Annotated in this window: 19 protein-coding genes; 6 read left to right on the forward strand and 13 right to left on the reverse strand. The window is 72.6% G+C overall.

The genetic code is table 11. The features are described from left to right. Window positions 1-22: 22 nt before the first annotated feature. From WQ56_RS09810 to WQ56_RS09825, 4 genes are all read left to right on the forward strand, one after another. Complete coding sequence (locus WQ56_RS09810) at window positions 23-991, forward strand: peptidylprolyl isomerase (RefSeq protein ID WP_047136921.1); 969 nt, start codon at window positions 23-25, stop codon at window positions 989-991. Continuing rightward, window positions 988-1284, forward strand: coding sequence for a GNAT family N-acetyltransferase (locus WQ56_RS09815; RefSeq protein ID WP_052772950.1), 297 nt, complete (start codon window positions 988-990; stop codon window positions 1282-1284). The genes WQ56_RS09810 and WQ56_RS09815 overlap by 4 nt, the downstream gene beginning before the upstream one ends. Before the next feature lie 93 nt (window positions 1285-1377). Beyond that, window positions 1378-2514, forward strand: coding sequence for an MFS transporter (locus tag WQ56_RS09820; RefSeq protein ID WP_047136922.1), 1137 nt, complete (start codon window positions 1378-1380; stop codon window positions 2512-2514). A 91-nt stretch (window positions 2515-2605) separates the two neighbouring features. After that, complete coding sequence (locus WQ56_RS09825) at window positions 2606-2902, forward strand: hypothetical protein (RefSeq protein WP_047136923.1); 297 nt, start codon at window positions 2606-2608, stop codon at window positions 2900-2902. A gap of 53 nt (window positions 2903-2955) precedes the next feature. On the opposite strand, the gene WQ56_RS09830 is transcribed toward WQ56_RS09825, so the two are convergent. The 12 genes from WQ56_RS09830 to WQ56_RS09880 form a co-directional block, all read right to left on the reverse strand. Further along, a complete protein-coding gene (locus WQ56_RS09830; RefSeq protein ID WP_047136924.1) occupies window positions 2956-3900 on the reverse strand; it encodes an aldo/keto reductase in 945 nt (314 codons plus the stop codon). A gap of 153 nt (window positions 3901-4053) precedes the next feature. After that, window positions 4054-4398, reverse strand: coding sequence for a GFA family protein (locus WQ56_RS09835; RefSeq protein ID WP_047136925.1), 345 nt, complete (start codon window positions 4396-4398; stop codon window positions 4054-4056). A 29-nt stretch (window positions 4399-4427) separates the two neighbouring features. Next, on the reverse strand, window positions 4428-6239 hold the full coding sequence (locus WQ56_RS09840) for a hypothetical protein (RefSeq protein ID WP_047136926.1): 1812 nt from the start codon (window positions 6237-6239) through the stop codon (window positions 4428-4430). Next, window positions 6236-8512 (reverse strand): hypothetical protein, encoded by a 2277-nt coding sequence (locus tag WQ56_RS09845; protein WP_047136927.1) that lies wholly within the window; start codon window positions 8510-8512, stop codon window positions 6236-6238. Before WQ56_RS09845 ends, WQ56_RS09840 begins: the two co-directional genes overlap by 4 nt. Beyond that, a complete protein-coding gene (locus WQ56_RS09850) occupies window positions 8509-9639 on the reverse strand; it encodes a BatA domain-containing protein (RefSeq protein ID WP_047136928.1) in 1131 nt (376 codons plus the stop codon). Before WQ56_RS09850 ends, WQ56_RS09845 begins: the two co-directional genes overlap by 4 nt. Next, the gene (locus tag WQ56_RS09855; RefSeq protein WP_047136988.1) at window positions 9636-10511 is read right to left on the reverse strand and encodes a DUF58 domain-containing protein; all 876 of its coding nucleotides are present in this window, start codon (window positions 10509-10511) and stop codon (window positions 9636-9638) included. Before WQ56_RS09855 ends, WQ56_RS09850 begins: the two co-directional genes overlap by 4 nt. Before the next feature lie 68 nt (window positions 10512-10579). Then, complete coding sequence (locus WQ56_RS09860) at window positions 10580-11581, reverse strand: MoxR family ATPase (RefSeq protein ID WP_047136929.1); 1002 nt, start codon at window positions 11579-11581, stop codon at window positions 10580-10582. A gap of 103 nt (window positions 11582-11684) precedes the next feature. After that, window positions 11685-12383: a DUF4159 domain-containing protein gene (locus WQ56_RS09865; protein WP_047136930.1), complete on the reverse strand. Its 699-nt coding sequence runs from the start codon at window positions 12381-12383 to the stop codon at window positions 11685-11687. Next, on the reverse strand, window positions 12380-12607 hold the full coding sequence (locus tag WQ56_RS18670; protein WP_156170492.1) for a hypothetical protein: 228 nt from the start codon (window positions 12605-12607) through the stop codon (window positions 12380-12382). Before WQ56_RS18670 ends, WQ56_RS09865 begins: the two co-directional genes overlap by 4 nt. A 149-nt stretch (window positions 12608-12756) precedes the next feature. After that, window positions 12757-14091 carry a TldD/PmbA family protein gene (locus tag WQ56_RS09870; protein WP_047136931.1) on the reverse strand — a complete coding sequence of 445 codons (1335 nt, stop codon included), beginning with the start codon at window positions 14089-14091 and terminating at the stop codon, window positions 12757-12759. A gap of 12 nt (window positions 14092-14103) precedes the next feature. After that, window positions 14104-15738, reverse strand: a complete 1635-nt coding sequence (locus tag WQ56_RS09875; RefSeq protein WP_047136932.1) for a TldD/PmbA family protein — start codon at window positions 15736-15738, stop codon at window positions 14104-14106. Between the two features lie 246 nt (window positions 15739-15984). Next, window positions 15985-17616: a TldD/PmbA family protein gene (locus WQ56_RS09880; protein ID WP_047136933.1), complete on the reverse strand. Its 1632-nt coding sequence runs from the start codon at window positions 17614-17616 to the stop codon at window positions 15985-15987. Between the two features lie 413 nt (window positions 17617-18029). Here WQ56_RS09880 and WQ56_RS09885 point away from each other — a divergent pair, with 413 nt between their 5' ends. Further along, window positions 18030-19841 carry a DUF885 domain-containing protein gene (locus WQ56_RS09885; protein WP_047136934.1) on the forward strand — a complete coding sequence of 604 codons (1812 nt, stop codon included), beginning with the start codon at window positions 18030-18032 and terminating at the stop codon, window positions 19839-19841. A 125-nt stretch (window positions 19842-19966) separates the two neighbouring features. Here WQ56_RS09885 and WQ56_RS09890 read toward each other — a convergent pair whose 3' ends face one another. Further along, window positions 19967-21043 (reverse strand): substrate-binding domain-containing protein, encoded by a 1077-nt coding sequence (locus WQ56_RS09890; RefSeq protein WP_047136935.1) that lies wholly within the window; start codon window positions 21041-21043, stop codon window positions 19967-19969. Between the two features lie 179 nt (window positions 21044-21222). On the opposite strand from WQ56_RS09890, the gene WQ56_RS09895 reads away from it, so the two are divergent. Beyond that, window positions 21223-22908, forward strand: a complete 1686-nt coding sequence (locus tag WQ56_RS09895; RefSeq protein ID WP_047136936.1) for an OFA family MFS transporter — start codon at window positions 21223-21225, stop codon at window positions 22906-22908. Window positions 22909-22952 lie beyond the last annotated feature (44 nt).

Consider the following 22952-nt stretch of genomic DNA (forward strand, 5'->3'; position numbering starts at 1 on the left):
TCGACCCCGCCGGAATCCGCCCATGCGCCTGCTCCCGTCCCGTCCGCACCGTCCCGCCGCATGCGCGATCGCGCTCGCGCTGCTGCTCGCCGGCTGCGCGAGCGTGCCCGCCCCCGGCGCCGCCGACACGCGTGCGCCCGACGCGCGCTCGACCCAGGACCTGCTCGACGCCTCGACGCCGGCGGACTGGCGCACGCCCGACCCGCAGGACACGCTGTATCTCGACCTCGCGACCGGTCGGGTGATCATCGAACTGGCGCCGGACTTCGCGCCTGCGCACGTGACCAACATCCGCACGCTCGCACGCGAGGGCTTCTGGAACGGCCTGACGCTCTACCGCGCGCAGGACAACTTCGTCGTGCAGTTCGGCGACATCGTCGAGGACGGCGCGCCGGGCAAGCCGATCGGCAGCGCCCGCGCGCGGTTGCCGGCCGAGTTCGACCGCCCGGCGACGGGGCTGGACTTCCACGCCCTGCCCGACCCCGACGGCTGGGCCGCGCAGACCGGGTTCGCCGCCGGTTTTCCGGCCGCGCGCGACGCCGCCGCACAGGCCGGCCGCGACGGGCGCGCCTGGCTCGCGCACTGTTACGGCACGCTCGGCGCCGGCCGCGACACCGCGCCCGATTCGAGCAACGGCACCGAGCTCTACGTCGTCACCGGGCAGTCGCCGCGCCAGCTCGACCGCAACATCACCGTCGTCGGCCGCGTGCTGCGGGGCATGGAACTGCTGAGCGTGCTCCCGCGCGGCACAGGTCCGCTCGGCTTCTACACCGATGCCGCGCAGCGCACGCCGATCCGCGCGGTCCGGCTGGCCTCCGAGACGCCGCTCGCCGAACGCACGCCGCTCGAGGTGCTGCGTACCGACACGCCGCTGTTCGACGCGGTGGTCGAGTCGCGCCGCAACCGCCGCGACGCCTGGTACCTGCGTCCGGCCGAGCACATCGACCTGTGCAACATCACGGTGCCGGTGCGCACGCCCACAGCGCCATGACCATCGTCGAAACCGCCCGCCTGAGGCTGCGCCCGCATGTCCTCGACGACTTCGCGCCGATGCGCGCCATGCTGGCCGACCCTGAAGTCCTGCGGCATCTCTCGGCCGTGCCGCCGACCGAAGAAGACGTCTGGAACCGACTGCTGCGCTACATCGGTCACTGGCAGGCATTGGGCTACGGCATCTTCGCGGTGCTGCACCGCGACACCGGCCATTATCTCGGCGGTGCCGGCTTTGCAGATTTCCGCCGGGGACTCGGACCGGATTTCGGCCGTTCGCCCGAAGGCGCGTGAGTCTTCGTCCGGGTCCGGCCTTCGCCGCCTGACACACTCGCGTCCGACGCGCCCCTGTCGCACACTGCCGCGCCGCACCGCCCTTCTTCTTGCATGTCCTCCCCCGCCTCCTCTCCCCGCGCGCAGCAGCATGCGACGCGCGCCGCGTTCTTCATCCCCGGCTTCGCGATCGCCGCCTGGGCCCCGATCGTCCCGTTCGCCAAGACCCGCACCGGCCTGGACGAAGCCTCGCTCGGCCTGGTGCTGCTGTGCCTGGGCACCGGCTCGCTGCTGGCGATGCCGATGGCCGGCGCGCTCGCCGCGCGCCAGGGCTGCCGGCGCGTCATGGTCGCCGCGCTGCTGCTGATCTGCGCGGCGCTGCCGGCACTCACGCTCGCCGGTGCGCCGTGGCTGCTGGCGGCCGCGCTGTTCGCGTTCGGCGCCGGCATCGGCGCGATGGACTGCGCGATGAACCTGCAGGCGGTCGCGGTCGAGCGCGACGCCGCGCGTCCGATGATGTCGGGCTTCCACGCGTTCTACAGCATCGGCGGTTTCGTCGGCGCCGCCGGCATGACCGCGCTGCTGAGCGCGGGCCTGGCGCCGTGGCTGGCGGCGGTGCTGGTCGCGGCCGCGATCCTGGCGCTGCACGGGCCCTCGGCGCGGCACTGGCGGAGCGAGCGGCTGGCGCGCGACACCGCCGCGTTCGCATGGCCGCGCGGCGTGGTCGCGTTCATCGGCGTGCTGTGCTTCGTGACGTTCCTGGTCGAGGGCTCGATGCTCGACTGGAGTGCGGTGTTCCTGCACGAGGTCCGTGGCGTGGACGCTGCACGCGCGGGGCTCGGGTTCGTCGTGTTCTCGCTGGCGATGACGGTGGCGCGGCTGCTCGGCGACGGCCTCGTGCAGCGCCTGGGCGACCGCCGCGCGGTGGTGCTGGGTGCGCTGTGCGCCTGCGCCGGGCTCTGCGTGGCGACGCTCGTGCCCGACGGCACGCTCGCGCTCGCCGGCTACGCGCTGGTCGGCGCGGGCTGCGCCAACATCGTGCCGGTGATGTTCTCGATGGCCGGCCGGCAGACGACGATGCCCGAGGCGCAGGCGATCCCGGCGATCAGCACGCTCGGCTACACCGGCGTGCTCGCCGGTCCGGCGCTGATCGGCTTCGTCGCGCACGCGACCGGACTGATCGTCGCGTTCCTCGGCGTCGCCGTGGCGATCGCGTGCGTCGCACTGTCGATGCGCTGGCTGCGCGCCTGACCGACGCGCATCGCACGCATTCGTCACGCGGGCTTGCGCCGGCTTCTTCCAGCCTCACGCTTCCCCGCCCGATCGAAGAAGAGGAACCGCCATGCCCATGCTCCGTATCCGCCTGACCGGCAGCGACGACACCGCCCGCGCGGTGATCAATCTCCTGCAGAGCGTCGAAGGCATCGAGCATGTCGAGGAGATCGACGACCTGATGCCGCACATGGACGACGCCGACTCCAGCTCCGCCGGTCTGAGCGACGTGGGCGGTCCGCAGATGCACGAGATCGAGGTCGAGGTCGGAAACCCTGCGACCGCGCGCAAGGTGCGCGAGGCGGTCGAGGCGCTGGCATTCGACCTCGATGCGCTGGTCGAGTTCGAGGAGGAAGAGGAAGGCTGAGCCCGGCCGGCCCACGCACGCGCGTCGGACCGGCCCCCGCGGCGCTGCGCCGGTCACGCCGCCGGCAGCGCCTCGATCAGGTCGATCATCCGCCGCCGCTGCGCCTCGTCGGGCAGCCGCCCGCGTCCGGCACCGAGATTGTCGACGAGATTGCGCACGCGACTGGTCGCCGGCGTCACGCAGGTGACCGTCGGATTGGCGAGCACGAACTTCAGGAAGAACTGCCCCCAGCTCGCGGCGTCGAACTCGGCGGCCCAGTCCGGCAGCGCGCGGTCGCCGACGCGGTTCCACAGCCGCGTACGCCCGAACGGCGCGTAGACCAGCACCGCGATGCCGCGCTCGGCGGCCAGCGGCAGGATCGTCCGCTCGACGTCGCGGTTGTCGATCGCGTAGTCCACGCCGATGAAGTCGAGCGGCTCGCGGCGCATCGTCTCGACCAGCCGCGGATAGTCGGCCTTGGACGTCGAGGTCACGCCGATGTGGCGCACGCGCCCGGAGGCCTTGAGCGTCTTCAGGATCCCCAGCTGCGTCGGCACGTCGCCGAGGTTGTGCACCTGCACCAGGTCGATGGTGTCGCGGCCCAGGCGCGCGAACGAGGTCTCGATCTGCGCGCGCGCCTGCGCCGGATCGGCCTTGGCCTCCGCGCCGCGGCCGGCGACGTTGACCTTCGTCGCCCAGAACAGGCGATCGGCGATGCCCAGGTCCTGCGCCGCGCGGCCGGCGACCTCCTCCGACGCGCCGTAGCTGGGTGCGGTGTCGAACACCCCGCCCTCGGCGGCCAGCGTGCGCAGCACCTCGCGCACCGCGGCCGCGTCCTCGCCCGCGGCGCGGGAGAACGTGGCCGAACTGCCCAGCCCGACGACCGGGATGCGCTGGCCGCTCGACGGGATCGCGCGCGTGTTCAACGGCGCGGCGGAGACGGCGAACGCAGCGCCGGGCAGCGCAAGCGACAGGCCGGCACCGAGGGAGAGTTTCAGGCAATCGCGACGGGTGACCATGGCGTGCTCCTCGCAGGGATGACGCAGGCGACGGACCTGCGCCGGGACGGCGCCGACGGCGCGCAGGGAAAGCCGGCGATCGCGCGGCGCCCCGAGTCTGCCGCAGCCCGGCCCGGGCGGGCAACCGGCGCCCGGGCGGCGCCCGCGTCGCCGTCAGAAGCTGGCGCCGTCGATCTGGACGATCTTCAGCAACGCCAGGTCCAGTCCGTCGATGCAGCGCACGTTGACGCAGGCCATCGGCGATCCGTCCGGCCCGGTACCGCGGCTGTAGGGCGCGATGCCGCAGACGGTGCAGAAATGGTGGTCGATCCGGTGCGCGTTGAAGCGGTACGTGCCCGCTTCGCCGGTGCCGGTCTCGCGCAGCGCGTCGGCGGGCGCGAACGCCAGCAGGCCGCCGCGCCGGCGGCACATCGAGCAGTTGCAGTCGTAGACCTCGGCGATCTCGCCGTCCAGTTCGAATGCCAGGCTGCCGCAATGGCAGCGTCCGCGATGCGTCATCGTCGCCCCTCCCTCGCCCAGGCCGCAGGCTAGGCGATCCCGGGCGGCGCCGACACCCGTGCGCGCCCCAGGCGCGCCCGGCCCAGCGCCCACAGCGCGGTCGTCGCGAGCAGCCAGGCCAGCGCCCAGGGCCAGCTCGGGCCGGGGACGCTCGCCTGCGCCGGGGCCGCACCCGGGGCCTCGCGCACCAGTGCGCGCGTCGCGGCCTGCAGACGCGCGGCCTGCAGGCCCGGCGCGTCGTCCGCGGCGCGCACCGGCAACGGCCAGCTGCGGCCCGCGTCGACGATGCGATGCCAGCCGGGCGCGTCCGGCCACAGGCCGGTGCAGCCGCCGGCGACCGGGTCGCGCAGCAGCGGCACCGCGCGCCCGTCGAGCGCGACCACGTGCGCGTCCGGGCCGAGCCCGCACAGCGCCAGCCGGTCGCCGACACGGCCCTGCCCCTCGACCCCCGGCACCGCGCGGTCGCCGGCGCGCGCGAGCGTGCCCGCCCAGCCACTCCACAGTCCCGCGTGCAGGTCCGCGCGGCCGGCCAGCGGCAGGCGCCAGCTGTCGGCCAGCGTGACCAGGCCGATGCGGCCGCGGCCGAAGGCCTGCCAGCGCATCATGTCCGGCGGGCCGACGTCCGCACCCGGCAACCCGCCGGTCAGCGGACGATAGGCCAGTGCCGGCGGCGTCTCGCCGGCAAGCAGCGGGTCGAACGGCGCGTCGTCGCTGCCGGGGCCGGCCCACGCGCGCCACCGCGCCGCGTCGGCCGGGCCGGGATCGGGCCGCCAGGGACGCACCGGCCCTGCTTCGATCGTCAGCCCGGTACCACGCAGCCAGTCGCGCAGCGCGGCCGACGGCGGCTGCGGCGCGTGCACCAGCAGGCCGAGGCCGTCGGCCACAGCGCTGCGCAGCGCGGCCCGCGCGCCCGCGCCCAGGCCGTCGAACGCACGCGCATCGAGCACGACCAGGTCCTGTTCGGCGAGGCCCGCCGCCTCGAGCGCCGGCGCATCGCCCACGCCGGCACCGCCCCCCAGCGCGGCCCGCCACCGCAGGCCTAGGCCCGCATCCTCGGACCAGCGGCGCAGCGCGCGCAGGTCCGGGTTCGGCGCGCCGGCCAGCAGCAGCACCCGGACCGGCGCGACGTCCTCGACGACCACCGGCACGTCGACCCGGTCCGCCTCGCCGTCGTCCGCGTCGCGCACCCGCACGACGAATGTCGCGGCCCCGGCATCGCGCGCCGTGCCGGCGAGCCGGAAGCGGCCCGCGTCGTCGGCCGCCGCCGCGTCGACGACGCGGCCTGCGGGATCGGACAGCGAGACCTGCGCACCGTCGATGCCGGCGACCCGGCCGCGCACCTCGAACCGCGCCCCCGGCGCGATGCCACGCGGCACCTCCAGCGCGACGATGCCGGCAGGCAGCGCCGCCGGTACGAACGCCAGCGCACGCCCGTCGACCGCATCGCGGTCGCGCGCCGTCAGCCCGGCGCCGACGACGGCCAGCGCCTGCGTGTCGGGATGGCGCCGCAGCGCGGTCGCCAGATCGGGCATCCGCGTCGCCCCCGGCGGCCCGTCGCCGGCCTCGGGCAACGCGACGACCCGCTGCGACGCGGGCCGCGGCAAATCCGCCCAGCCGGCGGTCAGCACGACCAGCGTGTCGCGCGCGACCGGCACCGGCGGCGGCTGCAGCGTCAGCGCCAGCAGGGCCGCGGACACCGCCGTCAGCGCCGCGAGCGCGCAGGTGCGCCAGACCGCGGGCCGGGCGCCGCGCGGCGCGCGCAGGTGCGCAGTCGCCAGCCGCAGGATCGACAGCGCGGCGCCGGCGGACAACAGCGCGACCAGCCAGCGTTCTGGCGTCATGGCGCGTCCTCCCGCAGCGCGTCGAGATAGCGTGCACCGATTGCGTCGATCGCGGCGCGGCGCGGCGGTGCAGGCAGCGGCCGCTGCAGCACGTGCCACAGCTGGCCCCGCAGCGCCTGCCGGCACGCGGCGCAGCCCGGGTCGCGCTGCAACGCGTCGACCGCGGCCAGCAGCGCCAGCGGGTCGTCGACCGCACGCGGGTGCGCCTGCGCCCAGGCGACGAGCGCCGCCGGATCGAAGGCCTCGTCCCAGGCCAGCGACTGCCAGGCCGCGGCGGGTACGTCGGCATCGGTCGCGTCCGGCCCCGGCACGGTGCGCGGGGCGATGCCGTCGCGGTCGCCGCCCAGGCGCCGGGCGAAATCCACCGGCGGCAGCGCGGTGCCCACCCGCGCCAGGTAGATGCGGTCAGCCTGCTGGACCTGCTTGATCAGCACCAGTGCACGGTTCGCCGGCGCCAGCGCCTCGCGCGGCGCGGCCTGGCGCAGGTGCAGTTCGGACTGCCACATCTCGCGCAGCGCGGCGCGCAGCAGTTCGCGCGTCTGCGGATCGAGCAGCGTCGCGGCCTCCGGCAGGTCGTGGGTGTGGCCGAACGTCTCGAGCACGTCGTCGGCGCGGCCGAACGTCGTCGCGTCCCGCGGCGCGTGGTCGTGTCCGTGGTCGTGTCCCTGTCCGTGGTCATGGTCGTGGTCGTGGTCGTGGTCGTGGTCGTCGTGCGCAGCGTCGTGGCCCTGCGCATCGTGTGCGTGCGCGTCTTCCTCCGGCGCGACGGTGGCGGGCGGTTCGCCCTGGCCGAAGTCGTCGATCGGCAGCGGCTTGCGCGGCGGCGGAGGCGGTGCGTCGTCGGCATCGGCGGTCGGCGGCGGCCGACGCGCGCCACCTTCCGATTCCTCGCCCAGGAACTGCCCGTAGCGCAGCCGCAGCAGGCGCTGGTCGACGCCGAGCGTGTCCGAGCGGGTCTCGAACGTCTCGCGCGCCAGTCGCGGCTGCTCGGCGATCAACGCTTCGGCGTCGAGGATGATCTGGCGCTGGCTGCGGAAATATGCCGGCAGCACGTCGCGCGCCAGGCCTTCGAGCCCGTCGGCATCGGGTGGCGTCGGTGGCGGCCAGCGCAGGATCAGGCTGGCGCTGCGGGCGACCTGCGGGTCGGGGGCGCGGTGATCGCGGACCTCGAGCTGGACGACCAGGTCGCCGCCCTCCTCCAGGCCCAGCGCGACCGGGTCGAGCGTCGCCGCGAACGCGCGCGCCCGCGCATCGCCGGTGCCGCGCAGCGTGCGCGTGCGGTCCTCGAACGTGACCGCCTCGCCGCTGCCGCGGGTGACGGTGATGCGCAGGCGCGCGTCGGCCGCGACCCCGAAGTCGTCGACCGCCTCGAACGCCAGCGTCCAGGCGCGCTGGCCGCGCACGTAGGTCGACAGCGTGGCCTCGGGTGCGCGCACGCGCACCTCGGGCGGACGGTCGGGCACCGCGTCCAGGCGCCAGGGCTGGGCGCGCGCGAGGGCCCCGTCGGTCCTGCCATCGACCGCGATGCGGTACAGCCACGACCGGTCGAGCCGCAGCGTCGCGGTCCAATCCTCGCCCTGGCGCACGAACGCAAGCCCGCTGCCGTCGTGCAACTGCAGGGCCACACGCTGCGGCTGCGGCGCGAAACGCAGCGTCCAGCGCAACGTCGCGCCGGTCGTCGCTTGCGCGTCGAGCTCGACCTGCGTGCGCGGCGCCAGGCCGGTGTAGGCCGGCGCGTCGATGCGCAGCGCCTGCGACCGCAGCACCGGCGCGCCCGGCGCCGCGGCGCGCGCGGGCACGGCGTCGGCGGTTCCAGCGGGCGCGGCCGTCGGCCAGGCAAGCGCGCCGGCCACCAGCAGCGCACCGGCCCCCCACGCCAGCGCCAGCGCACGCCGCGGCCAGGGCGCCGGCGTCGGGGTCCACGGCCGCGCGGCGAGCCGGGCGTCCAACCGCGCGCGCTGCAAGCGCTGCAGCGGCGCGAGCGCGCCCGGGTCGGCGAACAGCAGCGCGGCGCTGTCGTCCATGTCGACGCGGTCGGCATCGACCCGCCGCACCAGCCAGCGGGTGTCGAGGTGGCGGACGCGGCGCACGGCGACGCCCACGGCCACCGCGGCGACCAGCGACGCGGCGACGGCTGCAGCCGGTGCGCCGGCCGCCCGCCAGGCGATCGCAGCGACGCCGACCGCCAGCGGCGCGGCCACCAGTGCGACGCCGGCGGCCGCGCGCCGTCGCGCCGCACGGCGCACGCGTTGCAGGGCGGACGCGACGCTCATGCGGCAGTTGTCCGGCGCGCGGCGGCGGCCAGCCAGCGCTCGAGCGCGAACGCCAGCGCGACCAGCAGCGCCCACCATGGCCGCAGGTCGCGCGGCGTCGGCGGATACGCCGCCAGGCCGGCGCCGGGCGCGAGCGCGCTTGCGGCAATGCGCGCCGGCGGCGGCCGCGGCTGCAGCCGGTCGCGCAGACTCGCCGGAAATCCGGGATCGAGCAGATCCGGGTCGAGCGCCGGGTCGAACGGGCCGGTCCAGCGCACGCAGGTCGACGCGCCGCAGGCCGCCTGTGCGAACCCGGCGGCGTCCCCACTCGCCTGCCACTGCGCGCCGCCCGGCAGCGTGGCCGCCGGACCGAGCAGCAGCACGCGACCGGCCGCGGCGTCGAGCAGCGCGCGCGGCGGCGCGGCTGTGCCCCACCAGGCGAGCGCCGCATCCGCGCGCGGGGCATCGCCAGGCGCGCCACGCCGCAGCGCGTCCGCATCGTCGGGGCGCCAGGCGCGCGCGACCGCGGCGAGCGTGCGCAGCGCGGGATCGTCGTCGGCAATCCCGAACACGTCGAGCCGCGGCGGCGGCGCGACGGTCTGCTCACCTGCAGCGGACGCGGCCGCCACGATCCGCCAGTCCACGGCGCGCGACAGCAGCACGCGGCCACCGTCGGCCCCGTCGACGGTCCCGGGCACGACGACCGTCAACGCGGTGCCGGCCGGCAGCATCATGTCGAGTTCGCGCAGCAGGCTGGCGACCGGCACCGGGCCGGCCGGCGCGGCGCCCGTCGCCTCGGGAAAGCCCGGTGCCAGCCAGCGCACCGGCGCGTCGGGGTCGGCCTCTGGCATCGCGTCGGCCGCGACGCCGGGCACAACGACCGTCCAGCGTTCCGGCGCCGCACCCCCGTGCAGCACCGGCCACGCCAGCCACAGCGCGAGCAGCGCAAGCAGCAGCAGGCGGGCCAGCAGCAGCGGCCAGTCGTCGAAGCGCAGACGCCGGCGCGGCTTCGGCCGCTCGCGCAGCCAGCGCAGTGCCGCGAACGGCGTGGGCCGCGTCGCATCGCGGCGCGCCAGATGCAGCAGCAGCGGCAGCACCAGCGCCGCCAGCGCGGCGAGCGCGGCCGGTGCGAGCAGGCCGAGGCTCATCGCGCGCGATCGCCGAACAGCGCGCGCAGCACGTCCTGGGCCGGCGCGTCGGCGACGTGCGTCGCGAACGCGATGCCGGCCGCCCCCAATCGGGCCGCCAGCGCGCGCTGCGCCGCGCCGAAGCGCGCGAGATAGTCGGCACGCAGCGCCGGCCCGTCGCCGAGCAGCGCCTCGCCGGTCTCGGGGTCGACGAAGCGGCGGCCGTCGCGGAACGGAAAATCGCGCTCGTCGGCGGTCAGCACCTGCAGCGCGACCACGTCGCGCCCGGCCTGCGCCAGTTGTAGCAGCGCGTCCACCGCGCCCGCGTCGAACCAGTCGCCGATCGCGACGACCAGGTCGCCGCGCGCGATGCGGCCCCAGACCGGGGCGAGCGTCGCGGCCTCGGGCCAGCCATCGGCCGGCGTCGCCTGCGCCAGCGCGTGGCGCAGGCGGTCGCGCTGCCGCGGCCCGGTGCCCGGCGCCACCAGCGCGACGCCGGCGCCGCCGCAGGTCGCCAGCCCGCAGGCGTCGCCCTGGCGCTGCGCGATCTCGGCCACGCACGTCGCCAGCAGGCGCGCAACGTCCAGCCGCGTGCGCTGCGGCGCGGCCTCGTCGGCCTGGGCCATCGACGCGGTGGTGTCGAGCAGCACCCAGGCCCGGACCGGGCTCTCACGCTCGGCCTCGCGCACGAAGAACCGGTCGCTGCGCGCGTACAACCGCCAGTCGATCTGCCGTGGCTCGTCGCCGGGCTCGTAGGCGCGGTACTGCGCGAACTCCAGGCCCGCGCCGCGGTTGCGGCTGGCGTGCTGGCCTAGGCCGTCGCGGCCCCGCGCGTGACGCGGCCGCAGCCGCAGCCGCAGCGTCGCCAGGCACGCCCGCAGCGCGGGCGTCAGCCCGTCGCCGGGCGGCGGGCCGTCCGACGACGACGGCGTTGCCGGGCTCGCAGCCGCCACGGTGCGCCTCAGCGGTCCGGTGCGGGCAGTGCCCGCAGCAGGCCGGCGACGACGGCGTCGGCATCGACCTGCCCGGCCTCGGCCGCGAACGACAGCACCAGGCGATGGCGCAGCACCGGCGTGATCAAGGCAGCGACGTCGTCGCGCGTCGCGGCGATCCGGCCGTGCAGCAATGCGCGCGCCTTGGCCGCGAGCACCAGCGACTGCCCGGCACGCGGCCCGGCGCCCCAGCGCACGTACTCGCGCACGATCTCGGGGGCACCCTCGCCCGGTCGCGTTGCGCGCACCAGCGCCGCGATCCAGCCCAGCAGGGCCTCGCCCAGATGCACCTGCCGCACCAGCGCCTGCAACGCGAGCACGGCGTCGGCGTCCATGACGCGCGGCACCTCGGCCTCGGTGGCGCCGGTCGTGCGCGCCAGGATCGCCTGCTCCTCGTCGGCATCCGGATAGCCCAGCGCGACGTGCAGCAGGAAGCGGTCGAGCTGCGCCTCGGGCAGCGGGTAGGTCCCGGCCTGCTCGATCGGGTTCTGGGTCGCCAGCACGAAGAACGGCCGCGGCAGCGCGCGGGTCACGCCGGCGTGGCTGACCGTGCGCTCGGCCATCGCCTCGAGCAGCGCGGCCTGGGTCTTGGGCGGCGTGCGGTTGAGTTCGTCGGCCAGCAGCAACTGGGTGAACACCGGCCCTTCCTGGAAGCGGAAGTGGCGCCGGCCGGTGCCGTGGTCCTCCTCGAGCAGTTCGGTACCCAGCAGGTCGCTGGGCATCAGGTCGGGCGTGAACTGCACGCGCCGGAAGTCCAGGTCGAGCGCCTGGCCGAGCGTGCGCACCAGCAGCGTCTTGCCCAGCCCCGGCACGCCCTCGAGCAGCACGTGCCCGCCGGCGAGCAGCGCGACCAGCAACTGTTCGACGACGCCGGCCTGGCCGACGACGGCGCGCGCGATCGCGGCGCGCAGCGTGTCGAGCTGCGCCAGGCGCGCCTGCAGGTCGGCTTCGGTCGGAGCGATAGTGGTCATGTGGAAGTCCTTGAAAACCCTGTAGGCGCGCGCTTGCGCGCGATGGGGCTGTACCGGTACAGCCTCGTCGCGCGCAAGCGCGCTCCTACAGGAAATATGGGGGTCATGCGCTCAATGCGTACATGACGATGTTGACCGCGAACTTCGTATTGTCCTCGGCCAGGAAGCGCTTGTTGCGCCAGTCGTAGTCCCATTCGCAGCCGTAGTCCTTGTTGCTGTAGAGCACCGCCAGCCGGCCGTCGATCTCGATGCCCTTGAGGTAGTCGTGCACCAGATCGTCGCCCCAGCCGTTGAGCTCGAAGCCGGTCGCCGGCGGGCCGTCCGGGAAGCGGAAGAAGCTGTGGTAGAGCGCGTGCGAGTTCGGCAGCTTGCGCATCGCCGAGGCGCCGAACAGCGCGGCCATCTGCGCCTCGAACGACTTCGCGAACAGGCCGTCGATGTCGTGGTTGCAGTCGTCGACGAACACGAAGCCGCCGCCGCGCACGTAGCGCTCGAAGTTGCGGCGCTCGGCCGGGCTGAACTCGACCAGCCGGTGCCCGGCCAGGTAGCAGAACGGCGCGGCGAGCATCTTCGGGTCCGACAGCGCGACCACGTGCTCGACCGGATCGACGCGCAGGTCGGTGTAGTCGATCAGCGAGGTGATCACGTTCGACGGCATCCGCGCATCGACGTCCCAGTCGCCCGACTCGTAGCGCAGCCGCGTGAACCAGAAGTCGTAGCGCGCCGACTGGGCCGGAACCTGCGGCAATGCGAAGCCGGCGGCGGCGCCAAGCAGCAGCTGGAGCGACTGGCGACGGTTCACGGCCTCACGCCTCCGCGCAAGGCCCGGCTGCCGTTGGCGCTTAACGCATCGTCGAGGCGCTCACCAGACCCCAAAAGAACTTGATCTTCGCGGGTTCGCGCCATTTTCCTTGAAAAGCAGAGCTTCCACTCGCCTGCCGGCGAGCGGGTCACTTTTCTTTGCTGGCCCAAAGAAAAGTAACCAAAAGAAATGGCCTCCCCGAAGAAGCTAACCTGGTCAGTCATTCGTTCCGGGATTTTCCGACTCGGCATCCTGCCTCGGTCGGAAAACGCCACCCATCCATGGGTGGCGCCCTTCGGGTCGGCAGATAGCGCTGAGAGTGTCACGGAGAGCAAAAGCCTTGCACTATCGAGCCGCGTCGGCGCGTCGTGCCTCAGACCGCATCCGACAACGACGTGAACGTGAAGTCGCGCAGCCGCATCGGCGGCAGCATCATCACCATCGACGACTCGTCGCCGCCCACGCGCACCGGCCGGCCGAGCTCGTCGATGTTGTTGAGCATGATCACCGGCGATTCGTTGAAGCGGAAGTTCTTCAGCGGGTACTTGATCTCGCCGTTCTCGATGTAGAACGTGCCGTCGCGGGTCAGGCCGGTCAGCAGCACGGTCTGCGGATCGACCATGCGGATGTACCAGGTGCGGGTGACGAGGATGCCGCGGTCGGTGCCGGCGATCAGGTCGGCGGTCGACTTGTCGCCGCCCGACATCAGCAGGTTGCCCGGCCGGCCGACCGCGCGCTTGCCCTGCTGCTGCGCCCAGAAGCGCGAGTAGTCGAGGTTGACGACCTTGCCGTTTTCGATGATCGCCATCTTCTCGCGCGGCAGGCCCTCGCCGTCCCACGGCAGCACCGGCGCCTCGGGGTGCCAGGGGTCGGCGACGATGTTGACGCGCGGGTCGTAGACCTGCTCGCCGAGCTTGTTGCCGCCGCCGCGTTTGGACAGGAAGCTGCGCCCCTCGTCGGCCGTGCGCGCGTCGAAGAAGCGCATCATGAACGAGATCAGCCCGGCGGCCGCCGCCGGCTCCAGGATCACCGTGTACTTGCCCGGCTCCAGCGCCTGCGCCTGGGCCGAATCGCTGGCCTTGCGCATCGCCACGCGCACGTCGCGGCCGGCGTCGAACGCGCTGGCGTCCTTGAGGTTGCGCCCGACCCAGCCCGAACCGCGGCCGTCCTCGGTCCGCACGGTGCAGGTGTAGTTGAAGTTGGTCGCCTGCTGGTAGCCGAAATTGCCGTTGCTGTTGGCGAACGCGACGAAACTGCGGCCGTCCTCGAGGAAGCCGGCTGCGATCAGTTGCTCGGCGCGGCAAGGCGCGATCGAGCCGGCGGCCACGTCGGCGCGGAACTCGGGGGTGATCGCCGCGGTCGACTCGCTGAACGTCGGGCTCGGCCGATAGTCCTGCTTGCCGATCGCCGGCAGGAACTCGGGGTTCTCCGGCGCCAGCCGGGCGAGATCCTCGGCGCGCTTGACCACGCTGCGCAGCGACGCATCGTCGAAGGCGTTGATGCTGGCCGTGCCCACGCGCTTGCCGAACGCGACCTGGACGGCGAGTTCGGCGTTGCTGACGATGCCGCTGGTGGAGACGTTGTTGAGCGCGAAGCGGATGTTGCCGTCGATCGAGCCCGACAGCGTCGCGGTGCACTCGTCGGCGGTCGACAGCGCGACGGTCTTCTCGAGCAGTTCGCGGGCCTGGGCTTCGGTGAAGATGGTCATGGTCGGAACTCCTTAGCCGAGCGAACGCGCGGTGTTGATGACGTTGATGCCGTTGAAGCGGGCGGTCGCCGAGCCGTGCGAGACCGCCGAGACCTGGCTGGGCTGGCCCTTGCCGTCGAAGAACGAGCCGCCCAGACGGTAGTCGCGCTCGTCGCAGACCGCGACGCAGGCGTTCCAGAACTCCGGCGTGCGGATCTGGTAGGCGACGTCCTCGATCATGCCGGCGATCTTCCCGTTGCGGATCTCGTAGAACAGCTGCCCGCCGAACTGGGCGTTGTAGCGCTGCTGGTCGATCGAGAACGAGCCGTCGCCGACGATGTAGATGCCGTTCTCGACGTCGCCGATCATCTGCTCCACGCTCAGCGGCGTGCGGCCGGCGGCCAGCGAGACGTTGGGCATGCGCTGGAACTGCACGCTCGACCAGGCGTCGGCGTAGCTGCAGCCGTCGGACTCGGTCTTGCCCAGGATGTGCGCCTGGTCGCGCGTGGCCTGGTAGTCGACCAGCTTGCCGGCGTCGATCAGGTTCCAGCGCTTGGTCGCCACGCCTTCATCGTCGTAGGCCACCGCGCCCAGGCTGCCGGGCTGGGTCTTGTCGGCGAACACGGTCACCTGGTCGCTGCCGTACTGGAAGCGCTGCTCGCGCTTGTCGAGCGTGGCGAAGCTGGTGCCGGCGTAGTTGGCCTCGTAGCCGAGCACGCGGTCGAGCTCGAGCGGGTGGCCGATCGACTCGTGGATCGTCAGCCAAGTGTGCGAAGGGTCGAGCACCAGATCGTAGCGGCCGGGCTTGACCGACGGCGCGCGCAGCTTCTCCTGCGCCTGGCGCGCCGCGGCGATCGCGTCCTCGCGCATGTCGTAGGAGGTGCTGTAGTTGACCACGCCGTTGGGCGAGACGACCTTGCCCGCGGCCGCGCCGTCGAGGTACTCGAAGCCCATGCCCATCGGCGCAGACAGGCCCTCGCGGGTGCGGAACTTGCCACTGGCCTTGTCGATCGCGGTCACCGTCATCGGCGCCCAGATCCGGTGCACGTCCTGGTCGATGTACGACCCGTCGGTGCTGGCGAAATACTTCTGCTCGTTGACGAGGAACAACGTGGAGTTGACGAAACTCGCACCGGCCGACAGCGCCGCGGCGTTGACGCCCAGCAGCAGGTCCACCTTGTCCTTGACCGGCACCTCCATGCCGTTGCGGGCGATCGGGGTGCGCCAGGCCACCTCGCCCACGCCCTTGACCGGCGCCAGCTGCACCTGCGCGGTCTGGACCTTGGCGTTGGCCTGTGCGATCGCGACGGCCTGGCGCGCGGCCTCGGCCACGCCCTGCTCGGTCAGCGTGTTGGTCGCCGCGAAGCCCCAGGCCCCGCCGGCGACGACGCGCACGCCCACGCCGGTCGACTCGGTGCTGACCACGTTCTGCACCTTGTCCTCGCGGGTCATCACGAACTGGCGCAGATAGCGGCCCACGCGCACGTCGCAGTAGCTCGCGCCGGCGGCGGACGCCGCATTCAGGCCGGCATCGGCCAGTCGCTTCTTGAAGCCCACGTCGAGCGCGGACAGCAGTTGTTCGGCGGCAATCACCTTGCCGAAGACGGCGGGCAGCAACAGGCCGCCCGCGCCGACACCAGCGAGGGCGAGGAAATCGCGTCTATGCACAGCAGCTCTCCCGAAAAGCGAGGGTCCGCGGCGCGCGCGGACGGGGCGATGAGATGGCGACGCGTCCCCTACGCGCCGTCCGGATTGATGACATGCCGCGCGCGCGCCGTCCAGTGACGAATGGCATAGACGGGATTCGGGATTCGGGATTCGGGACAGCCTGTCGCCCGGCCGGCGCATGATCGCGAACAGACCCTGGACCCGGCGCCCTTTCGAATCGCCTGTCACCGATCCCGCCATCACGCACTAGAGATTGCGCGCCGTATTGATCACATTGATGCCGTCGAAGCGGGTGGTCGCCGCGCCGTGCGAGACCGCCGAGACCTGGCTGGGCTGGCCCTTGCCGTCGAAGAACGAGCCGCCCAGGCGGTAGTCGCGCTCGTCGCAGATCGCGCTGCAGGCGTTCCAGAACTCCGGCGTGCGGATCTGGTAGGCGGCGTCCTCGACCATGCCGGCGATCTCGCCGTTGCGGATCTCGTAGTACAGCTGGCCGCCGAACTGGGCGTTGTAGCGCTGCTGGTCGATCGAGTACGAACCGCGGCCGTGGATGTAGAGGCCGCGCTCGACGCCGGCGATCATCTCGCGCACCGTCAGCGGCGCCCGGCCCGGCGCCAGCGAAACGTTGGGCATGCGCTGGAACTGCACGCTCGACCACGCATCGGCGTAGCTGCAGCCGTCGGACGCGGTCTTGCCCAGGATGTGCGCCTGGTCGCGCGTGGCCTGGTAGTCGACGAGGATGCCGTCCTTCACCAGGTCCCAGCGCTTGCACCGCACGCCTTCGTCGTCGTAGCCGACCGCGCCCAGGCTGCCGGGCTGGGTCTTGTCGGCGACGAAGTTCACGATGTCGCTGCCCCAGCGGTAGCCGGCGGCGCGCTTGTCGAGCGTGGCGAAGCTGGTGCCGGCGTAGTTGGCCTCGTAGCCGAGCACGCGGTCGAGTTCGAGCGGATGGCCGACGTTCTCGTGGATGGTCAGGAACAGGTTCGACGGATCGAGCACGAGGTCGTAGCGGCCGGGCTGGACCGACGGCGCGCGCAGCTTCTCGCGGGCCTGGCGCGCGGCGGCGACGGCGTCCTCGCGCATGTCGTAGGCCCGCCCGTAGGCGATCACGCCGCCGGGCAGTTCGAAGCGCTGCGCCGGGTCGGGGGTGAGGTACTCGTAGCCCAGGCCCATCGGCGCCGACAGTCCGTCGCGCGTGCGGAACTTCCCGCTCGCCTTGTCGATCGCGGTCACGGTGAAGGGCGCCCAGATCCGGTGCACGTCCTGATCGATGTACGAGCCGTCGGTGCTCGCGAAGTACTTCTGCTCGTTGACCAGGAACAGCCGCGAACCGACGAAGTCGGCGCCGGCGGCGGTCGCCGCGGCGTTGATGTCGAGCAGCAGCGCAACCTTGTCCTCGACCGGTACCGCCATACCGTTGGTGGCGATGGGCGTGCGCCAGGTCACCTCGCCGACCCCGCGAACCGGCGCCAGTTGCACCGGCGTCGCCTGGATGCGCGCATTGGCCTTCGCGATCGCCACCGCCTGGCGTGCGGCTGCGGCGACGCTGTCGGGATCGAGCGCGTTCGTCGCCGCGAAGCCCCAGGCGCCGTCGGCGAGCACGCGCACGCCCACGCCGGTGGATTCCTCGTTGACCACGTTCTCCACCCGCGTCTCGCGGGTCATCACGTACTGGCGCAGGTAGCGGCCGATGCGCACGTCGCAGTAGCCGGCGCCGCCGTCGCGCGCGGCCTGCAGCCCGACGTCGGCGAGCCGCTTCTTCAGTGCCGGATCGAGCGTGCTGGTCAGGTCCTCGGCCGCGATCGCGCGGCCGATGCCGCCGGGCAGCAGCAGGCTGCCCAGCCCGATCCCGCCCAGGGCCATGAAGTCGCGACGTCGCATTGCATTCTCCCCTGCGGCGATGGCCGCGCAGCGTCGATTCTTCTGTGCATGCGCCGCCCGGGTCAACTTGCGCCGCATGGCCGGTCGAATCACGCCGCAGCGTCGGCGCACGCTCGCGCGCAAAGGGCGATCCGCGACAGGCCCGGTCGCGCGCAAGCGCGCGCCTACAGGAGCGTCGCCCGTAGGAGCGCGCTCGCGCGCGAATGGCGCTACCCGGGATGCTTCATCGCGCGCGAGCGCGCTCCTACCCAGCAGGTTGGCGCGATCAACCGGAACGGCCCGGAGCAACCGACATATGCACGAGCATGGCCACGACCGGCGCACGGACAGGACGAGTCGGCACGATCGGCACATGCGGCGCGTGGGCGGCGCCTCTATGCTTGCGGGCTGTCCCAATGCCTGGAAGTTGCCGCATGCGCCGTTCCCTGCTCGCCGTTGCCGTGCTCACCGCCGCCCTCGCCGGCTGCAACCGGGAGGCGCCGAGCGCGCCCGCCAGCGCGCAGGAGGGCGCGGCCGCCACCGCGGCGTCCCCGGCCGACGCCGCGTTCGCCGAGCTGTCCAAGCGCTACCTCGACGAGGCCATGGCGCTGTCGCCGGTGTCGGCCACGCAGATCGGCGACCACCGCTTCGACACCGAGATCGACGACCTGTCGGCAGCGGGCCGGCAGGCCGGGCTGGACTTCAACCGCCGGTATCTGGCCGAGCTCGACGCGATCGACTTCGACAAGCTCTCGCGCGAGAACCGCGTCGATGCGCTGATCCTGCGCAACCAGCTCGAGTACGGCGTCTGGGACACCGAGGTCATGCAGAGCTGGGCCTGGGACCCGCAGACCTACAGCGGGCTGGCCGGCGGAGCGATCTACGGGCTGATGGCGCGCGAGTTCGCGCCGATGCCCGAGCGCCTGAAGTCGGCGACGCAGCGCATGGAGAAGATCCCGGCGATCCTCGCCCAGGCCCGCGAGAACCTGGACCCGGTGCGGGTGCCGCCGACGCACGCGCGCACCGTCGCGGCGCAGAACAAGGGCGTGCTGGCGCTGATCGAGACCTTCATCGCGCCCAACGCCGACCAGTTGCAGGGCGAGGACCGCACGCGCCTGGACGCGGCGGTCGAGACGCTGCGTGCGGCGGTCGAGGAACACCAGGCCTGGCTCGACGGCACGCTGGTGCCCAACGCCAAGGGCGAGTTCCGCATCGGCGCGGAGAAGTACGACCAGAAGCTCAAGTTCGCGCTCAACTCCTCGCTCTCGCGCCAGGACATCCGCCAGCGCGCCGAGGCCGAACTGGCGCGCATCCGCGAGGAGATGTACGTCGTCGCGCAGACGGTGCTCGACGGCCGCGACGGCGCGCCCGCAACGCCGGCGCAGCCGACCGAGGACCAGCGCCAGGCGGCGATCGAGGCGGCGATGGAAGTGGCCTATGCCGACCGCCCGGGCCGCGAGGAGGTCGTGGAGTACGCGCGCCACACGCTCGACGTCGCCACCGCGTTCACCCGCGAGCACGACCTGGTCACCGTGCCCGACGATCCGGTCAAGATCATCCTGATGCCGGAGTTCCAGCGCGGCGTCGCGGCGGCGTACTGCGATTCGCCCGGCCCGCTCGACAAGGGCCTGGACACCTATTACGCGATCTCGCCGATCCCCGAAGACTGGAACGACGCCCAGGTCGATTCGTTCCTGCGCGAGTACAACAAGCACATGCTGCACGTGCTGACGATCCACGAGGCGATGCCGGGCCACTATCTGGAAGGCGCGCATTCGGTGAACCACCCCTCGACGCTGCGCGCGGTGTTCCGCTCCGGCCCGTTCGCCGAAGGCTGGGCGGTGTACACCGAGCGGATGATGGCCGACGCCGGCTACGCAGACAGCGACCCGCTGTTCCGGCTGATGCAGCTCAAGTTCTACGCGCGCGCGGTCGCCAACGCGATCCTCGACCAGGGCATCCACGTCGACAACTGGACCAAGGAACAGGCGCTGGACCTGATGGTGCACCAGACGTTCCAGCAGCAGAGCGAGGCCGAGGGCAAGTGGACGCGCGCGCAGCTGTCGTCGACGCAGCTGGCGACCTACTTCGTCGGCGCGCAGGAGCACTTCGACGCGCGCAAGGCGGCCGAGACCGCGCGCGGCGATGCGTTCAACCTCAAGCAGTACCACGACGACATGCTGGCCCAGGGCGCGCCGCCGGTCCGCTTCGCGCGCCAGCTGATGCTGGACGAAGCGATCGAGTGATCTCCCGTGCCACCTGTAGGAGCGCGCTCGCGCGCGATCGGGATTTCCGGTGAAGCCCCATCGCGCGCAAGCGCGCTCCTACGGCAGACGCAATGGCGCGCAGCGGATGCGACGGGGCGAATGATCTACCCCCGCGCCGACACGAACGCCTCGGGCAGCGTCTGCACCTGCCCGCAGCGGCTTGGGTCGTAGCCGGGCAGCAGGCCGAGCTCGCGGCGGAAGCCGTCGCTGCGCAGCAGCGCGAGCAGGCCGCGCAGGCGGCCCGACTCCAGCACGTCGTTGTGGCACAGGAAGAAATAGTGCTCGGTGACCAGCGGGTGGAAATCCAGCCCGTAGCGCCGCGCCGGCGGTTCGAGCGCGAAGCCGACGTCGGCCAGCCCGCTGGCGACGTACGCCGCGACCGCAGCGTGGGTCAGTTCCTCGACGTCGCAGGCGCGGATGCGCTCGAACGCGATGCCGTGCCGCACCAGCATCGTCTCGAACAGCAGCCGCGTGCCGGAGCCCGGCTGGCGATGGATCACGCGGATGTCGGGGCGCTCCAGGTCCTGCAGCGTGCCGATACCCAGCGGATTGCCGGCCGCCAGCACCAGCCCCTGCCGGCGCATCGCCAGGTGGATCACGCGGTCGGCATCGAGGTCGAGCCGCGCGCGGTAGTGCGCGAACAGCGGCTCTTCGAGCACGCCGATCGGCAGGTGCAGGCCCGCGATGTCGCAGGCGCCGGTGCGCAGCGCGGCCAACGCGTCGTCGGGGCTGCGGTACTTGAGGTCCAGCGCCACGCCCGACTCGGCCATCGAGCGGCGCAGCGTCTCCACCCCGAAGCCGTGCGAGGCGTGCACGCGCAGCGGCCGCGCATGCGCGCCGACGGTGCGCTCGAGCTCGGCCTCCAGTTCGGTCGCCAGGCTGTCGAGCAGCGGCGACAGGCGCGCGGCGATGCGGCTGTCGGCCCAGACCAGGCGCTCGCCGATCGGCGTCAGCGCGGCACCCCGGCCGCGGCTCATGCGCAGCAGCGGCTGGCCGAACACCGCCTGCGCGTCCTGCAGCCGCCCCCAGGCGTAGCGGTACGAGAGCCCGGCCTGGCGCGCGGCGGCGGCCAGCGAGCCGGTCGCGCGTACGGCCAGCAGCAGGTCGACGAGCTGCGACGACAGCGCCACGCCATCGGCGTTCTCCAGCGACCACTGCGGCTGGATGCGGACCTTGTACATCGGAACCTCCACCCGCGGACGGGCTCAAATCGGCTTTTCAAAGCCGATTATTCGATCAACGACGCTTCCCGGGCAAGCGTGATGCGCGTACCGTTGCGACACTTTGTCGCAGCCAATATGCAATAGAAAGCATATTAGGCCGCGGTCCCGCATTCCGGCTGATCGATTCGGGAGGATCCATGGCCAACAGCACCGCAATTCCGCTTCCTGCCGCCGGGGCGCCTTCGGGCGGCCTGCTGACGAAGGAACGCATCATCGCCCGGCCCGGTTTCAACCGCTGGCTGGTCCCGCCGGCCGCGTTGGCGATCCACCTGTGCATCGGCATGGCCTACGGCTTCAGCGTGTTCTGGCTGCCGCTGTCGATGGCCGTCGGCATCGACGCGCCGATCGCCTGTGGCGCCGACATGGGCTTCCTGGCACGCATCACCTCGGCCGCCTGCGACTGGAACATCAGCGAACTGCAGTGGATGTACACGCTGTTCTTCGTGCTGCTGGGCTGCTCGGCCGCAATCTGGGGCGGCTGGCTCGAGCGCGTCGGCCCGCGCAAGGCCGGGTTCGTCGCGGCGCTGTGCTGGTGCGGCGGCCTGCTGATCTCCGCGCTCGGCGTGCACCTGCACCAGATCTGGATGCTGTGGCTGGGCTCGGGCGTGATCGGCGGCATCGGCCTGGGACTGGGCTACATCTCGCCGGTGTCGACGCTGATCAAGTGGTTCCCCGACCGCCGCGGCATGGCGACCGGCATGGCGATCATGGGCTTCGGCGGCGGCGCGCTTGTCGGCAGCCCGCTGGCGGACATGTCGATGCGCTACTTCGCCTCGCCGACCTCGGTGGGCGTGAAGGAAACCTTCCTGGTCATGGCGGTGGTGTACTTCGTCTTCATGATGGCCGGCGCGTTCGGCTACCGCGTGCCGCCGACCGGCTGGAAGCCCAAGGGCTGGACGCCGCCCCCGGCAGCGAACAACGCGATGATCACCCAGGGCCACGTGCACGTGAAGAAGGTCTGGGGGATCCCGCAGTTCTGGCTGGTCTGGGGTGTGCTGTGCCTGAACGTCTCGGCCGGCATCGGCGTGCTGGGCCTGGCGTCGCCGATGCTGCAGGAGATGTTCGGCGGCCGCCTGATCGGCGAGGACGTGGGCTTTCGTGAGCTGAGCGCCGAGCAGCTCTCGGCGATCGCCGCGATCGCCGCCGGCTTCGTCGGCCTGCTGAGCCTGGCGAATATCCTGGGCCGGTTCTTCTGGGCGACGATGTCGGACAAGTTCGGCCGCAAGCTCACCTATTCGATCTTCTTCGTCCTGGGGATCGCGCTGTACGCGGCCGCACCGACGCTCGGCAACGCCGGCTCGATCGCGCTGTTCGTCGTCGCGTTCTTCGTGATCCTGTCGATGTACGGCGGCGGCTTCGCCACCGTGCCGGCGTACCTGGCCGACCTGTTCGGCACCCAGCACGTGGGCGCGATCCATGGCCGGCTGCTCACCGCCTGGGCCACGGCCGGCATCCTCGGCCCGTCGGTGATCGGTTACATGCGCGAGTACCAGCTGGGCCTGGGCATGCCGCCGTCGCAGGTCTACAACACCACGATGTACATCCTGGCCGGCATGCTGGCGCTGGGCCTGGTCTGCAACCTGCTGGTGCGCCCGGTGAACGCGAAGCACTTCATGACGCCCGAGGAACTGGCGCACGAGAAGCAGCTGGCGCACGAGAAGGTCGACGCCAGCGGCAAGTCGCTGATCTCCCAGGACGAGATGGACCGCATCGGCTCGGGCGGCAACCCGCTGCTGGTCGCGTTCTGCTGGGCCGCGGTCGGCATCCCGCTGGCCTTCGGCATCTGGAAGACGCTGGAAAAGGCCCTGGTGCTGTTCTCCTGAGCCAGGCCCGTCGCCGTCGGGCGCTCACACGCCCGCCGCTACCC

Source organism: Luteimonas sp. FCS-9 (genome assembly GCF_001014645.1).
Taxonomy (GTDB): Bacteria; Pseudomonadota; Gammaproteobacteria; order Xanthomonadales; family Xanthomonadaceae; genus Luteimonas.